General features: G+C 45.4%; 8 protein-coding genes. 7 read left to right on the top strand and 1 reads right to left on the bottom strand.

All coding sequences use genetic code 11. From position 1 onward, the window contains the following. The first annotated feature begins 107 nt into the window (after positions 1-107). The 5 genes from M0R33_RS22430 (at position 108) to M0R33_RS22450 (ending at position 13,132) form a co-directional block, all read left to right on the top strand. The gene (locus M0R33_RS22430) at positions 108-581 is read left to right on the top strand and encodes a hypothetical protein (RefSeq protein WP_292574200.1); all 474 of its coding nucleotides are present in this window, start codon (positions 108-110) and stop codon (positions 579-581) included. Positions 582-599: 18 nt separating this feature from the next. Further along, positions 600-2,135, top strand: coding sequence for a hypothetical protein (locus tag M0R33_RS22435; protein ID WP_292574201.1), 1,536 nt, complete (start codon positions 600-602; stop codon positions 2,133-2,135). 120 nt (positions 2,136-2,255) lie between these two features. Then, positions 2,256-11,891 carry a hypothetical protein gene (locus M0R33_RS22440; protein WP_292574202.1) on the top strand — a complete coding sequence of 3,212 codons (9,636 nt, stop codon included), beginning with the start codon at positions 2,256-2,258 and terminating at the stop codon, positions 11,889-11,891. A gap of 81 nt (positions 11,892-11,972) precedes the next feature. After that, positions 11,973-12,314, top strand: a complete 342-nt coding sequence (locus tag M0R33_RS22445; protein WP_292574203.1) for a hypothetical protein — start codon at positions 11,973-11,975, stop codon at positions 12,312-12,314. A gap of 107 nt (positions 12,315-12,421) precedes the next feature. Next, complete coding sequence (locus M0R33_RS22450) at positions 12,422-13,132, top strand: hypothetical protein (protein ID WP_292574204.1); 711 nt, start codon at positions 12,422-12,424, stop codon at positions 13,130-13,132. A 207-nt stretch (positions 13,133-13,339) separates the two neighbouring features. Here M0R33_RS22450 and M0R33_RS22455 read toward each other — a convergent pair whose 3' ends face one another. Then, on the bottom strand, positions 13,340-14,440 hold the full coding sequence (locus M0R33_RS22455; protein WP_292574205.1) for a hypothetical protein: 1,101 nt from the start codon (positions 14,438-14,440) through the stop codon (positions 13,340-13,342). A 207-nt stretch (positions 14,441-14,647) separates the two neighbouring features. Here M0R33_RS22455 and M0R33_RS22460 point away from each other — a divergent pair, with 207 nt between their 5' ends. Then, positions 14,648-16,591, top strand: coding sequence for a major capsid protein (locus tag M0R33_RS22460; RefSeq protein WP_292574206.1), 1,944 nt, complete (start codon positions 14,648-14,650; stop codon positions 16,589-16,591). A 65-nt stretch (positions 16,592-16,656) separates the two neighbouring features. After that, positions 16,657-16,842 carry a hypothetical protein gene (locus M0R33_RS22465; RefSeq protein WP_292574207.1) on the top strand — a complete coding sequence of 62 codons (186 nt, stop codon included), beginning with the start codon at positions 16,657-16,659 and terminating at the stop codon, positions 16,840-16,842. Positions 16,843-17,186 lie beyond the last annotated feature (344 nt).

Below are 17,186 nucleotides of genomic sequence, written 5' to 3' on the forward strand. Positions count from 1 at the left end.
AATGAACGGATAAGCCTCGGATAGTTCTTCTTTACAAGAAATATCAAGTTCGATGTAACGGTATTGACGTTAAATTTCTTCTCAGAAAAGATGAAATTGAAAATCAAATGGCGAAATTTGTGAGTATTCATGCGCAAATCATAGGCGACCAGTTTATCGCTCGGCGATGCGCGGACGAGCCATTGCCGGCATTTAATCAATACGAAGAAGAAATGATTTTACTTGTTCTTTATCTTGATTCATTTCTGCGACAAGTCGCGAAAAGCGGGCAACTATTGCAGCTCGCATGGGAATGCATGGATTGTTCGCAAAGTAGAAAACGTTTGGCATTGGTTCGCATGATGGTAACTGAGGAAGTAAATCCAGCTCGCCAAAGCATCGACACATTCGATGGAGCCACAGCAGAACCACGCAAAGATAATTTTCGATACCGAGATTTTGCCAAGCACGTTCGCTCGGCGTTTCTGCGCGGCATTGTGGAAATATTGATTCTCGCGGATATCTCGGAAAACTGCGCGTTGCAATTATGCGCGACAGATTCTTCTGTTTGTCGCGCGATTGCGGCGAATTGCTTATTATAGAATGGCGTTTCGCTTTTTTTGAATAAATCACCGAAATTGAAATGCACCATTTCTGATTATATAAGGAAGGCGCAAGTCGTGCGCATGGCAGCGACTTCGAGAAAAATCACGCGTAATCGCGCGCAGCGAACGGTATCTCGCGCGGAAAGGGGTAGCGAAAATCTATTCGACCAACTTAATGACGACCTTCTTCTTGATTTATTTTGCCAATTAACGCCAGGAGAGTGTTGGATGTTCTCGCAAGTGAATAAACGCATGCATGCGATTTTCCGCGGCAATTTCGTTGTAATCGCGCATAAGATTGGATTATTTTCTTGTCAAGCATTTGACGCGATCGCAAGAGATGCCGTCGATTGCCAATCGCGCGCGCTCATTGCACTCGCTTTTCAATTGTACAAAAAAAGAAAAACGGCACCGGCAATTCTCGATGGTGAAGGGTTTCTCGATTACACCGAGCGTTTATTCTATTCCCGTTATGATTCGAGTAATCCGCACCACGCTGGGATTTTTCCCGTACATTATAAATGCGAATGTGAGACGCGAAAAGAAATGATTAAAGAAGAACTTGCGAATCTCGGCGTACTCGATAAGGATTATTATATGTCAAATATTGCCAGTACTCAAATTCACGGGATGAATTTTGTCAAGCGCGTTTGTCTTTGCGATGAAGCGTTTGAACAAATAGACATCGATTCCAATGGAGAATGTCATCGCAGCGTATTTGCGATATATCTTGCGTTATACATGCGATTGCGTATTCCAATATTTCTTTATCGTGCAATGCATATCCTTGAATTTTTAGAGGCATATCCTACGGCAGATAATAATACGATTGGCGCATCGCGCGGACGTCTGATTGGAATACCGCTCCGCTATATCAAATTTAGACCATCCCTTCCATTTTTCGCGCTTTGCTCGGAATCAGCATACGTCGCGATATTGTACAAGGACCAGCTATTATTGAAGCGAATACTTCGTGGCATTGGCGGTGGGAATGCGCAATTCGATATGGAACGCCTCGTGGCACTTGCGTTAAGTGTGCATAAAAAAAGTATTCCAATTCTCATTGAATGTTTCGGCTGGAATACAACTGCGGCATCAACGAACGAAATTATACGAGAGGGAAGTATTTCTCTTTGGCATTTGGTATTTTGCATTATTGCGCGCGGTGGGACGCCGAAATTAAAAGCGCTTTATCATTTTTGCGATAAAGATGCGTCGGAAAAACTTACCATCATTCGCGAATTTAGCCATCGAGATAAAAAATCGACTTCACTGGATGATATTGTCGACGCATGCGCGAGATGCGGAGAAAACGCGGCTTGGTTTGCAAATGCGGTCCTATGCGCACTTGCGTATCGCGGCAAATTGGCGAATATTAAAAAAATAATTGAAGGACAACGCGGCGGTACAATTTGCCAATTCGATTATCCGCGGATTCTCTATTGGGCAACTTATGATGAGCCGCACACAATGATTGTGCGATTCATTCGGCATTATTTGCAAGAAGTGCCGCTCGACGAAGAAGCCGCAGCATTGAGCTATTTCAAATGAAACACTACGCGATCGCGATGGTGCTATTGCGGATTCTTTTTTTGTTTCAAGATAAAGCCGACCGCAGAAAGTTGCTTATCTAAATATATACGTCAGCGCAAGAAGTGGTAGATTTGCGCGATGGATAGAGACGGAACTCAACAACTCGATGAATCGCGCGCAAATAAGTTTTATGGCGCTGGTATTGGGCTAACAGATGTTCCTCGCGCCGGTATTAGCGCAGGAACGCCAGCACACGTTATAATTAATAATCCAGTTGGCGGTGCACTTTCTTCTGAAGCGCAATTAGCTGCTTCAAGAGGCGGATTAGGCGCAGATATGTCTGGCGGTGATGCGATTCCGCGCGTGGTCAAAATTGCGTCTGGAGTCGGTTCAATTGGCGAAGAAGTCAAAGAATATGTTGTCACGGGTGTTGGAGCAGCGTCCAGTGCTGATTCAATAGTAAAACGCGATGCGCTGGGCGCAATACATGCTACAACATATTCAGACGCTAATGCAGCTTTTATCCTCGATGTCGTTGGAAAGCCAGGAGATGTCGATAGAGAATATCTCACTATTCATTGGAATGGCACTGGCTACGAATTGGCGAGCGTTGCCACGGGAACCGGCGTTATTCGCCCATTTAATATTTCCGCGGCGGTTGATATTAGTAACGGCACGCTTCGTTTGCTTGATGGCACCGCTCCAGTTAATCCTCTTGAAGTTGTCACAAAAGAATACGTTGATGCGCTAATTCATGGCGCAGATTGGCAACCTTCTGTTATACAATTTAATGTCGACCCTCCAGGCGGCGTTCCTGCGGATGGCGATCGCTATATTGCGGATGTCGGCTCAGTAGTGTGGAATGTAAATTCGATTTACCAGTGGGATGCCATTGCCGGAAATTGGCATGAAATCGTTCCTACAGCGGGAACCGCGCTTTATGTCGAAGGCGGAGTCAAATATTCGCACAAGGCAATAATTTTCACAAGCACGGGCACGTGGTCGCCGATGGGAATAACACTTGACCATAATGACTTACTGAATATTGGCGTGAATACGCATGCGCAAATCGATTCGCATATTGGCGATACGACAACAGCGCATGGATGGCAAAATTTGGCAATATCAGCGATTCCAACATTTCGCGGGCTTCTCATTGACGGCGATGGCGCTGCAGCCCCGGCATCGCAAATCAGAATGTGCACAGATGTTGGCGGCGGCGCAGCAGTGGCGACGTTCGAAGTTGCAGCAAATGATAAAATCTCTCTTACGAACGTGAATGGACTTTCTCTTGCGGCATTATCGGAATTGACGCTCGCAGGCGAAATTGTAGTAACAGGGAATTTAAATCTAGGAATAGTCTCAGAAATTCATTCTGGCGGTTTAGGGCGTTTCGGCACTGTTGAATTCGGCAGCGCAACTGGCGCGCTCGCTGGAACGGCGTCATTATCCATTAGCGGGGACCATTCTTGGGCGATTTTTACAATTCCGGCAGAAGGATTATCGATTCCAGCGACTGGAGTGTCAATTGGCGTTGCTGCGGAGCCATCACCAGGAACAGTTGGTCTCGAAGTGCAAGGAGGAACAACTGCGAATTTGCGGCTTTCAATTGCAGCCGGCGGATTAGCGAATTTCCTGATTCGTGCCGCAGATAATGTTCTTTATATTGACCCAGTGTTAAGCGCGATTACTGAATTTCGCGGCACAGCACGCGTCACGACGAGTTTAATTGTTGCCGGTGTTGATGCAGCAGACGATTTCATAATCGACCGTGGAGGTGCAGGAGGGCGCGCGCGAATTCAGGGGGGCACATCAGGCGGCGTTATTTTCACACAATCGCCAAATGTGCCGTATCCCACAGTAACTGGCGATGCCGCTTCTCTTGATGCTGCAGTAGATAATGCGCGTTTGTATTCGAAAATTGCGCAATTTCCATTTAAGAGTTTCCTGCGCGGCGGCGATGTTATTCCGCCACTTTTGCCAGTTGTTGGCGATAGATGGATTTTATTCGAGGCGCCATATACCATCTATGAATATGTCAATTTCCCCGCGACTGATTGGCTTATTACAGTGCCGATTGATGGCACAATTGCGTACTGCACAGAAGACATTACTTATGCGGGGAGATTGATGCAGTACACTGTGGCTGGGCATTGGCAATTGTTCGAAACATTAATTACACACGCAGATATTAATGGTGGCGCAGCGACTTATTCGCACACGCAAATCGATTCGCATATTAATAATGTGACGACTGCTCATTTTGGTCAAGATTTGCGCGCAACTGGAACGCCAACTTTTGCTGGCGTATATTCCGGCTGGTATTCTGGCGCTACAACAGCCGCGGCATTTTTCCTTCGAGATGGAGAAGATACTGGAGTTGTTCAGCATTTGAAAATCGCGTATGCTGCATCCGCGCATCAAATCGATACAGAAGATGCCGGAACATTTGTCTCTTTTATTCAATCTCCGCATGTGCCAACTCCAACGGGCGATTCTGATGCAGCACCAAAAGTGTACGTTGATGATTCTATTTTCGCGCTTGGTTTGCGCGGAACGCCTGTACTCGATAAAAGAGCAGTTATCCCCCTTGGTCCAGCGAATGGTGACCGTTATATTGCGACAGCAACAGTCGATGCTTGGACGATTAATCACATTTATACTTGGAATGACGGAACGACAACATGGGATGATGATGGTATTCCAGTAATCGGATGGCATGTTTACGATATCGCGATTTCCAACTTTGAAATATTCGATGGAGCGACGTGGAACGCGGCGATAGCAAACCAAGACCATACATTGTTAACTAATATTGGTGTTCATACTCACGCGCAAATTGATACACATATTGTTGAGCAAAATATTCAACTTCTCGACCCTGATGCCGTGCTGCCAGCTGGAAATATTATTGGCGAATACGCCGTTAATTCAAATTATGCTATTTTTGAGGATGTAAATGGTGCTATTCAGCTGAATGGGCTCGAAAAAAATGGCATTTTCAGCTGGAATGGCGCGAATTGGATTGCGCAGGGATATATCAAAGATGGAGATTCATTTGGTTTAAGCGGGCTCCACGTGCAATATTTAGGCGCTGTCGGCGCAAGAATAACGAATTTACGCACGAATGCAGTTTACGCAACAGGAATCCAATATTTAACGGCGAATACGCGTGCTCGCGAAGTTGAATTTTATTCTGCCGCTGCGCCAGTTTATACAGATGCCACTGATGCGAAATTCTCTGGGCAAGTCGCTGGCGAATTAGGCTTGTCTTCCGCGGTTACTGTGGAAGCTGCATTTATATTCCGCGTAACTGGGCAAATTGTGGCATCGCAGAACGTTTCTTCGCAAATTGACGCAACGACAAATAATCATCTTCCGCGACTTTCACAGGTAACTTCTCTTATTGCAGCACATGCGAATAACTCAACTACGGCTCATTTTGGTCAAGATTTGAAAACTTCCGGAGCACCGCAATTTGCGGGGCTCACAATTTTAGCAGTTGCAAATCCGACAATAACAATGACACAAGGAGCAGCAAACGCAACGATAATATTTGATGGTAGCGATGTCCAATTTAGTGGCGCAACGGCGTCTTTTTCGAGTGGAATACTTACTGATACAATTTCGGCACACGCGCTTGCGACTATTTCTCTTGCAAATTCCCTTACTGCGATTGGCGTTGGTTCGACGACAGTTATTGATTTAGCCGTAGTCTCGTCAACGGAAGGCAAATTCGACACTCTTTCATCGCTCGCCGGCGGCGATATAACAACAGCGAATCGGCTGAAAATCACAAATGTAGAAGCGTATTCAATCGCAGGGACTGGAGCTTTGCAGGTTACGGGCGGAATTTCTGTCGGCGCTGCATCAGATTTTGGCGGATTAGTAACTGTCAACCATTTGCAAAGTGCATATGTTGCTTTAGTTGATAATGATATTCCAAATCTCCTCGCAATGAACACCGCTCTTTCCGCAAAGGCAAATCAAATAGATTTCACGAATCACACGGGTAATTCAACTACGGCTCATTTTGGGCAAGATTTGAAAGACTCGGGTTCGCCGCAATTCGCGGGGCTTGAAATTTCTGCTGTCGCTTCACCCACAATCACACTGACGGAATCTGGCGGACTAATAAGCTCGACAATCATATTCGATGGAAGTGATATTGAAATTGGCGGCGCAACAGCAACCGTGTCTTTCCCTAATGGAATACTTACTGATACAATTTCCGCGCAAGTACTCACAACTATTTCTCTTGCAAATTCTCTTACGGCAATTGGGGTCGGTTCAACAACAGTTATTGATTTGGCAGCTGTTTCATCAACAGAAGGTAAATTTAACACTCTTTCGCCTTTGACTCTGGGAGGCGATATTTCATCCGCATCTCGGCTGAAAATCACAAATGCCGAGGCATATTCAATCGCTGGAACCGGTGCGCTACAAGTCACAGGAGGCATTTTGGTAGGTGCTGCATCGAATTTCGGCGGATTAGTTGTCGCCGCACAACTACAAAGTCCTTACGTTGCATTAGTGGATAATGATATTCCAAATCTCCTCGCAATGAATACCGCTCTTTCTGCAAAGGCAAATCAAATAGATTTCACGAATCATACTGGAAATTCGACAACTGCTCATTTTGGGCAAGATTTGAAAACCACCGCATCGCCGCAATTCATCGATATTACGCTTACTGGCACAATGGAAGTATCGCGCGACCCAATTTCCGCGCTTGAAGTTGCCACGAAACAATATGCCGATTCCGCGCCATTCGCGCAACCTGTTCTTGGAACTTTTCCAAATGATACAGACCCACTGCCAGACCCAGTAGGACACTTGGGCGATAGGTGGATTGCAAAGGTATCCAATGGTGGCTGGGCGGCAAATTATATTTATGAATCAAATGGCGTGATTTGGGTTGAAACCGTACCATATGAGGGATTATCACTCTACACGCATGGAAGCGGATTCCCGGGATATCCAACGGAAATAGTCTACGCTTCCGGGTGGACTATTCTCGGAACAAATCAGAGTATTGTGAAATTATTCTCAGATGCAACGCGTTATCAGACATTGAGCTCATCTGGCATTGGAATAACTGATTTCGCATGCGATTTAACGCCGCTCGCATCGAGTTATAAATTCTGGGCTGGTACAACTGCGGCGGCTTGTTCAAAATTCGATGTCGCAACAACTGGCGAATTGACAATAACAGCAGGAACCTTAGCAACACACAGAGTGATAGTTGCAAATACACTGGACGCGTCCGGCGTACTTTACGCAAATATGACTGCTGCAATGAAAATTGACGGCGGCTTATGCGTAAAAAAGAAAAGCCAAATTGGCGATGATATCACGATGTATTCGACCGGCACTCACGCGAAATACACGGTTTTATCTGTCAACGATGTTAATAGTGATTTCGCAATTTTACCGCCATCATCATCTTCTGGCGGCTTCGCGTTAAGATCAGATAATGCATTTTATACGTTTCGTATGTATGTTCGGAGAGACGCTGGAAATGAAGGAGCATTAGATATATCGCCAGTTGCCGCCACTGCGGGTCCAACTTTCGTGTTAGCCACCCTCAGAGGCGCGACTGCGTACGAAAAAATTAAGATCGATAGCAGTAATGATATTACATTTACTCCGAATCAGGCAGCCGGGCGTGTTATTGTGATGCATACCACTGAGGCTTCATTAGTGAATGGTGTTGGAACCGCGGGTTTTATAGCGCGAGGAGGCATACTTGTCAACAAGCAAATATGGGCTGGTGGAAAGATTGTCATTTGGGAATCAGAAATGATTTCGTCAACTCTTACTTTTGCAGCAATGGATTCAGTATCAGGAAGATTCTATATTGCCCCATATTCAGGGACCACAACTTCAGTCATTCGTTTCTATAACACATCCGGTATCGCTACGTCATATAGTACGAATTGTTTTACTTCTTCATATTATTACGATTTCAGTCTTGATGATTTAAGTAATCTTTCCATTGTTCCATATGACACTGCGGACGATGGCACGAAGGGAAGTCTTTTGATTTGTCAGCCGAATACTCCAGCGGTCTGGATGAAGGCGAAAGTCGACGCGAATGCGACAATCTCTCTTATTCCATCGGCATCTGGCACATCGGAAGGCGCGATTTCACTTTACAATGCAGATGCAACACATTATGCCAAAATTCGAGTGGATACGAGTAGTATATTAGAACTTAGACCATCCGTTGGCGGGCAAATTTCGTTATATAACGCAAATGGTACGAGTATCGCGATTTTCTCTGAGGATGCTTTCGGCGATTTAACAATTACATCCGGAACCGCTGCGAGTGATATGGTCGCCATTGGAAATACTTTAGATGCATCCGCCATTGGAACTGCCGCACTGATTTCATCTGGCGGCTTGAGTGTTGCAAAAAAGTCTTTCCTCGGCGGCGATATCACACTTTATTCGAATACTGCACATACGTATTCATCGACATTTATTGTTGATGCTTCGGCTGATGCCCCGCCAGTTGGACGCGGGGGCGATTTAAGCATTTCGACTGGCGTCACAGCTACAAATCGCGTTAATTTCACGAATACTCTTGATGCGACTGGCGCTGCATTTGCTGATATGAACGCTGCCGTATTGCTGAGCGGCGGTTTAGGTGTAATGAAACAATGCCAAATTGGCGGAAATTTGAAATTATACGACAACGGTCACACAGATGGAGCATTTGCTCTATTTAGTGTAAATGGTACGGCGGATTTGACAATTACATCTGGAACTGCGGCGGATGATATGGTCATTATTGGAAATACTTTAGAAGCATCCGCCCTTGGAACTGCCGCACTGATTTCATCTGGCGGCTTGAGTGTTGCAAAAAAATCGTATCTCGGTGGAGATATCACGCTTTATTCGAATACAGCGCACACATATTCATCGGCATTCGTCGTTAATGCTTCGGTTGATGCCCCGCCAGTTGGACGCGGGGGCGATTTAAGCATTTCGACTGGCGTCACAGCTACAAATCGCGTTAATTTCACGAATACTCTCGATGCCTCTGGCGCGGCGTATGCTGATATGTCCGCGGCTCTATTGGTAAGCGGCGGATTGGGCGTAAAACTTAAAAGTCAGTTTGGCGACGATATTACTCTGTGGTCCGGCTCAACGCATGCTAATAAAGCGACATTTTCTGTTAGTGATGCGAATGGCGATTTGACAATTACATCTGGGACTGCCGCGAGCGATATGGTGATTATTGGAAATACAACGGATGCATCCGCGATTGGAACCGCAGCAATGATTTCTTCTGGCGGTTTGGGCGTCGCAAAAAAATCTTATCTCGGCGGCGATATCACGCTTTATTCGAATACCGCGCATACATATTCCGCATCATTGATTATCAATGCCGCGGTGGATCCGCCTCCTGTTGGGCGCGGTGGTGATTTGGAAATAACCGCGGGAACTCTCGCGACAAATCTCACACACTTCAAGAATACACTGGACGTTAGTTTAAATCCTGTTGCGCCAAATGAACCGATTCTTGGACCCGCAGGTGTTCAATTAGATGGCGGAATGAGTATCGATAAACGACTGGTTGTTGGAGGATCTTTAACGGTGTATTCTACGGCTCCGGCACATACGTACAAATGTTATATGGAGACGGACTCAAATGGATATTTCGTTATTTGTCCACATTATCCTGGATCCACTACGCTATTGACGGGATATACAATTTTATACAGCAAGCTCCAAGTGCGTTCAGCGGCAGATACAGCTACATCATGGGCTGATATTCCTTCAATATTATCTAATGGAGGAATGATTGTAAAAAAGATTTGCCGAGTTGGAAATAAGTTGGCTATTCATTATAATGTCGATCCAGATTTGTTTCACCGCGAGTCAACATTCACTGTCGACATAGATGGGAATTTAGCGATATCCGCGTATTCCCTTGGAAGTGGCGTCATAACATTCAGTAATACAACAGACGCATCTTCGTTAACAGTAGCATCATTGGTTACGAGTGGAGGGCTTTCTGTTGCAAAAAAATCATATCTTGGCGGAGATATTACGCTCTATTCAAATACTGCGCATGCATATTCTGCTACAATGGTTGTTGCATCAGCTGTTGCCCCTCCTACTGGACGTGGGGGCGATTTAACCATCGCGACTGGCGATTCGGCGTTAAATCGCATCCATCTCTCGAACACATTAGATGCGTCCGGCGCTACGCACTCGGTAATGTCTGCAGCTCTATTGGTAAGCGGCGGATTGGGCGTAAAACTTAAAAGTCAGTTTGGCGACGATATCACTCTATGGTCCGGCTCAACGCATGCAAATAAAGCAACATTTTCTGTTAGTGATGCGAACGGCGATTTGACAATTACATCTGGAACCGCCGCAAGTGATATGGTAATTATTGGAAATACAACTGATGCTTCTGCCATCGGAGCCGCCGCGTTTGTCGTAAATGGAGGGCTTTCTGTTGCCGCGAAATCACGTTTGGGCGGAGATGTAACTATCTATTCCGCTGACAACACAAAGAATGGTACATTTAGTATTGATAATTCAACGGCGGTAGCATCATTTACAACGAGTTCTGCTACTGCGTCCGTATTCAAAGTTATAAATGGCACGAAAAGTTTAATGCTCGAATCGTTCAATGGCGGAAATGCGATAATAGCCGTGGACGCAACAGCCGGAATACTAACAATAGACAATGTTACAGATGCGACGAGCATATCATCCGCGGGTGTTATTTTGAACGGTGGTTTAGTTGTTGCGATGAAATCGTTCCTCGGCAATACAGTACGCATCCTTAATTCTGGCGATCGTGCGAAATACGGAGAAATCAGCTGCGATGGAAGTTCCAACTTGACAATCACTACAACTGACCTAACGACAAGTACAATTTCGTTCTCGAATACAACAGAAGCAACTGCATACAATGCAGCATCGGTCGTCTTGAGTGGCGGATTGGGCGTCAGTGGGAAATCATACTTGGGCGGTAATCTTATAGTAACTTCAGCAGACCATACTAAATCTGTCTCATTTGCCGTCGGTAACGGGTCCGGAGATTTAACAATCACTGCTAATGTCGCAGCAAATGATCGCGTTATTATTGGAAATACACTGGACGCAACGACTTACAGCGACGCCGCATTAGTATCCGGCGGTGGATTGGCAGTCGCGAAAAAGTCAATGTTGGGTGATGTTGTGCGTATCCTCAATTCCGATCATACTCACTATTGTGATATTACATGTGATACGAGTTCAAATTTGACAATCCAGCCGAATGGAACCACGCTGAATGTCACAGGAATAGTCGCGGCTTCTGTGGGCATGACAACGCCATATATCACAATAAATAGTGGGGACCAGCTGAAATATCATATGCGCCCTGCTGTTGCTTCTATTAAATGGGCAGGACCGTTCGCGACGCCGGACAATGGCAACATTTACATGGAACGCATCGGGCATACTGTATCACTGCTATTTACACTGATAACGGCTCCAGCAGCCAATAATGCTGCTTTTATTTGTAAACAATCGGATGGCACAACGGATTATTTATTGCCATCTGCTTATCGTCCAACGGATTATGCTATAACGCAGCTTGTCCCCGTTATTGATAATTCTGTCGATATTCTTGGCTCGGTAAGCATTCTCTCAACAGGAGAAATCAAAATTGGCGCAGGAGTGCTTGCTACGACGGCATTCACAGCGAGTGGAAATGCTGGCTTCTTCATATCAATCACATATCAAGTGCAAAACAGCCCGTAACACTCTTCATTTTTCTAATAAACTGGCGGTGGTGATTATTTCGATTTATTTTTTTGCTCAAATAAATATACGGCGTAAGTAATGGCAGCAGTTCCAAGACAAAGTATTGTCCCATTTAAGTCGGACTTGAATGTCCTGAACGACCACAAGGAAATTATCGTCCGTGGCGAAAGCACATTTACAGTTGCTCAAAATTCGAGTATCAAGATGGAAATCGCATTTAGCGGCGTTTCATTCGTGCATTTGCCGCCGCATGTTCTGTGCAGCCTGAGTGTCGATGATGAACGCTTCGGAATAAATTATCACATTTGCGCGCGTACCGCAACTGGTTTCAGCGTCGTTATTGAAAATCTCGATGCCGCATCGCGCACTGGCACGCTTATTTATACGGCGCAGGAAGGCACTGCCACGGCATCGGCATAAATCATATTGCGCATCGCGATGGAATTAATTGTATAAAATCGAGATATTTTTTTGTATAATTTTAATATATACGAAGTGTTTTCACCTTTTTGTAACGCGTGTTAACTATGAGTACAACTCAGCCGAAAATATATCACCTCAAATCCGGAAGCGGGCATAAAATTCGCCACGCTGCAGCAATTACACCAGTTTGCGCCGCACAGACCCCGCGAGATGCAACAATTCTTCAGCTTCAAGTGATGCAGAAGCAGTTGGAGGAATTGAATCGCCAAGTTGCGTCAACTGTTGAAGGCATTTTGCCGGCACTCCAAAATCCACAGCGCGATCAGTCTTCGCAAATCGCCAAATCGCTGCCCCCGGCGCCACAAATTCATTCATCGCAAACTGCGACAATTACTCAATTGGGAAAATCATCTGTTCCTTTGGATGTTCAATGCGCGGTGCAAACTCCTAATGGCGCGATAACAGATGCGCTCACAGCGCCGATTCGCGAACTCGCTGATTTGGTCCGCAACATTCAGGCTAATATCGAAGCGGCAATAAAATCGATTATTTCTTCGATAAGTAGCAATGACGCACCGCAAGAAGAATATGATGAAGCCGATTCGCAACTCAATGCAGCAATCGATACGCTTTATCAGGCGATTGACGCGATTGACCATTCAACTCCCAGCGATTTAGTTGTTAAAAACGCTGAGGAACTTGGCATTCTTCTCGCTTTTAGGCAAATGAAGGACGATGAATCGCGCGAGTTGTCTGAAGCGTTCAAGGTAAGAGTCGTTCAAGCCATGGGCAAGACCAAATCAAAAAAAAAGTAAAAATTTCGCAATGCGATTTGCATTACGTAAAAAATATGGTTAATAGAAAGCAGCGACAACGAAAAATATGGGAAATGATGGGAAGCGGACAATTGCAGAATCTTTTCGGCGCGATTGGGACAATAATCGCGATTATCGCGCTCATCATTTCAGTAGCCGTTATCGCGTAAATAGAGAGTGTGCTATTATTTTTTTGCAAGAGTATTCTCATTCTTTCTTTTGCCAAATGAATATCGGCTGTGGTGAACGATAAATAGATTGTCGATTTTTGATTGATTTCTCCGCATACGCGATTACGCCCAAATAGCGCGCGTTGTATTGCCGATTGAAATCTGCGATCATGCGCTGTACGAATGGTTCGCGGCACCCGCGCGAATTTGGATTGGGCAGTGGATCGCTTATGATAATCGCAATAATGCCGCCTATTTTTGCGCAAGTGACAGATTTGCGGAATAGCGGAATAAGAAAATCATTATACCATGCTTCAAAGCCGGAATGCGCGATTATGCTTTGTTGCGGGTCGCTGGAATAAATTTCATAATCAAAATAAGGAGGCGATGTAATAACTAAATCAACATCCTTGCACGCATCTGGCAATTGCGCGGTTTCAAATGGCGCGCAAATCATATCATAATGCCCGCGCAGCGAATCGCGCGAGAAAAAGTCTATCATTTCGCGATACGCGGGATGAAGTTCTGCATTAGGGTCGACCCCGCAATAATAATCGACATCTTCTGCTATCGCGCCGAGAAGCCGCGAACCCCATCCGGCACACGGATCTAAAATACGCCTCGCGGAAAAGCGGCGAATCATTGCCGCCATAACATTTACGCGAAAAGTCGATACTTCGCGCGCGGCGTCGCGGTAAATAATTTCGCGCAACACGAAGACGAATTTTTGCCCGCGCATCGCTGGGTCGTGCATCGCGGCTGAAGTCGCTTTTCTCTTGAAATAATCGTCGCGCGAAAGATACGATTCCAGCGGAGTTTGCTTTTCGCCGCTCATACGCGCGCGAATTCGCTGCGGTTCTGTAAACCAATCAACAATAACTCCATAATCTAAGAAATCATTTGCGCCGACGACGAGAATAACAAAATTGCTTTTTCCTGTGACTGGATCGAAGAAACGCACATCCAAATCGGGAATTGCTTTAATATAATACGGCGTTGGCAGAATATCGAATTGCGGCGAAACACGCCGAAGAGCCTCGAATTTCGCGCGAATCTCGGATTGCGAAATATAAGTGTGCCGCAGTGGAAAATCGCCGAATATCTCTTCGTCGCCTTGCGTTGGTAAAATGTTCGCCATTGATTTTATATTTCAAGAGAAGAAATTCAATTTAATCGATTAATCTCCCTATCGCGAAAGCTGTGATTGCCGCTATAAATCGCCTTGAAAATGCTGCCGCGCTTATGATTGACGAACCGCCGAATTAATTTTCGCCAAGAATTATTTTTTGTGCAGTATATATACAATTTGGACTTCGGCGTTTCAAGTCGGTAGAAGCAAAGAGTAATGGCAACTGGAGGTGTATTTCAGCTTATCGCCAATGATGGCAAGGCAGACAAAATGCTCATGGCAACGGATTTGCTCAATGAGCGCATTAAGCAACTCATGTGCGCGCGTGCACAGAGGAAGGAAGTCGATGTGACGCCTACGCTGGTCGATATCGAACAATCTCACATTCTTTTCGTGAATGCGCATTTCAAGCCGTTCGCCGCAATCAGTCATGAATACACGAAGGTTCGCACGAGTTCTGGAACTCCGCAGTACGGAACTTCGATTTCATTCAGCATTCCTCAATATGGAGATTTCTTCTCGGATATGGTTGTAAATGTAATTCTCGCGGCAACCGCAGCAACTGTTGGAACTATTCCCGCATTCCCGGCAATGCCAACTGGCGCCGGTGAGGCTGATATCGTGGTTGGCGGTCTAACTGTTGGGCGAACGAATGCCATCGGCGTTGTACCGGTTGGTCCAGCCACAACTGGAACATGGACGATAAATACTTATCGCTATGTTAATTCCGCTGGAACTATTCTCGCAGTTGGCGCAGCTGCGTCAAATTTCGTTCGCTATTGCGATTATCCTGGTATTCGTCTTTTCGCTAAGGTCGCGTTCAATGTCAATGGCAATCCTCTCGATGATTACACTTCGGATACTGTACTTTTCTACAGCAAATTCAAAATCCCGCCGAATAAGGTCGTGAGCTGGAAACGCCTCATGGGTCAGGAAGTTCCAGTTGATTCTTATACTGATTTGACTTCTGTTGCTGGTTCCACATTCGGATTCCCAGCATATGCCGCTGGATTAGTAACCGCTGGAGGCGCACTTCCTGCCGGTGCTCCGGACGTTTCTGCCGTTACTTCGAGGAAAGTTTCTCAGATCGTTTCTGGTCCTCAGACGCCCAAGGCATTGCAGCCGGCGCTATCATTGTGGATTCCTCTTTTCTTCTGGTTCAATCGCGATGTTCATCTTGCAATTCCTTCCGTTGCAATTCCTTATGGACAGCGTTTCATCAATATTGACCTTGCAGCACAGAATCTACTACTCTCTGTTGCACCTGGCGATCTCTATTTGCAACTTACTGTTGAGCGCGCGACTGCTGATGATGCCGTGACAGCTGGTACTGCGGCGCAAGTTAATACAATTAACACCGAAACAACTGTCACGAGAACTCCATATCTGGCAGCTGGTTCCGTTATTGATACAACTCAGCGCATCTCTATTTGTGATTTGTACATCAATAATTTATTCATGAATCCCGAAATTCACGATATCTACATGAAGCGTATCGGATTTTCACTAATTCGTGTACATCGCATGCAAACTATCCGCGAATCTGTTGCAAGTGGAAGCGAGCTGATGAATCAGCTAAAGTGGCCAACTGAAACATTGTTTGTCGGAATGCGTCCAGTGGTTAATACGAGCACTGTGAATACCAACATGCATCGCGATTGGTGCCAATTCACGAGTGTTGTTGATGAAGAATTGCGCCCAACCCAGCAGATATCGTCGCGGCTTACTACTGGCGTGGCATCCGCCTGGAATGATGTAGCTGGGTTGACTAAGTCATTGACCTCAGTTTACGCAGGCGAACGCACTGTTGTCCCAGTCTATGCAGAAACAATCGATACTCTGCAAGTTGTGGTTCACGGCAATAAGGTCTACGATATTCTCGCATCTGATTTCTATCGCGATTATCTCACTTGGACTTATGGTGGTCAAAACATTGTATCGCCAGAAGATACCGGCGCGCTAATGCTGAACTTTAACTTCTATCCTGGCAGTTATCAGCCATCCGGACACATTAACATTTCTCGCGCACGTGAATTCTACATTGATTTCGTCAGCTCTTATTGTGACGCGGTTCATCCTTGCGATCTCATTGTCTATGCAGTGGCGATTAACTTCCTGCTCATTGCTGATGGTTCCGCAATTCTGCGTTACACGACTTAAAGGGAGACTCCAAAGAAACAATTCGGGAAAAGTCATATCCCATAGGATGGAAGACGAGTGAAAAAGTGATAAGAAAAGAACAAAAAAAGAAAATAAAACAAAAAGAAAAACAGAAGAAAATCAAAGAAAAAAATATTTTTTTCATCAATCGCGTGCGCGATAATCGCCGAGTGTTTGTCCTTTTTTTGCGTAATTTCTTCTCGAAAAAAATAAGAGAAAAGCAAATTGTTGAGGTGAATTGCGCATATTAATTCGCAAAGTTCGTTATTTACCTGCTATTTGCTACGCTCTTCATTATTTTTGAAGGAAATATTTTAAAACGCTGCAAACTCTCGGCGAAGCCTCGACGCCTCCGGCGGAACTCTCGGCGATTCTCGCGCGACAAAAAAAGATAATCGCGATTATACGAAGCAGAGAATATAATTTTTTCCTTTGGATTAACTGAAAAATATCTTCTAAAATTGCTATTTAGCGGGTCGAAGGGGGACGAAGCCCTCTCGACCCGAGGCGTAGCCGAGGGTCGTGTGCGGGAGTCCGTTACATCAAACTTGATATTTCTTGAAAAGAAGAACTATCCGAGGCTTATCCGTTCATT

The organism is Methylomonas sp., from assembly GCF_023228165.1.
GTDB lineage: Bacteria > Pseudomonadota > Gammaproteobacteria > Methylococcales > Methylomonadaceae > Methylomonas.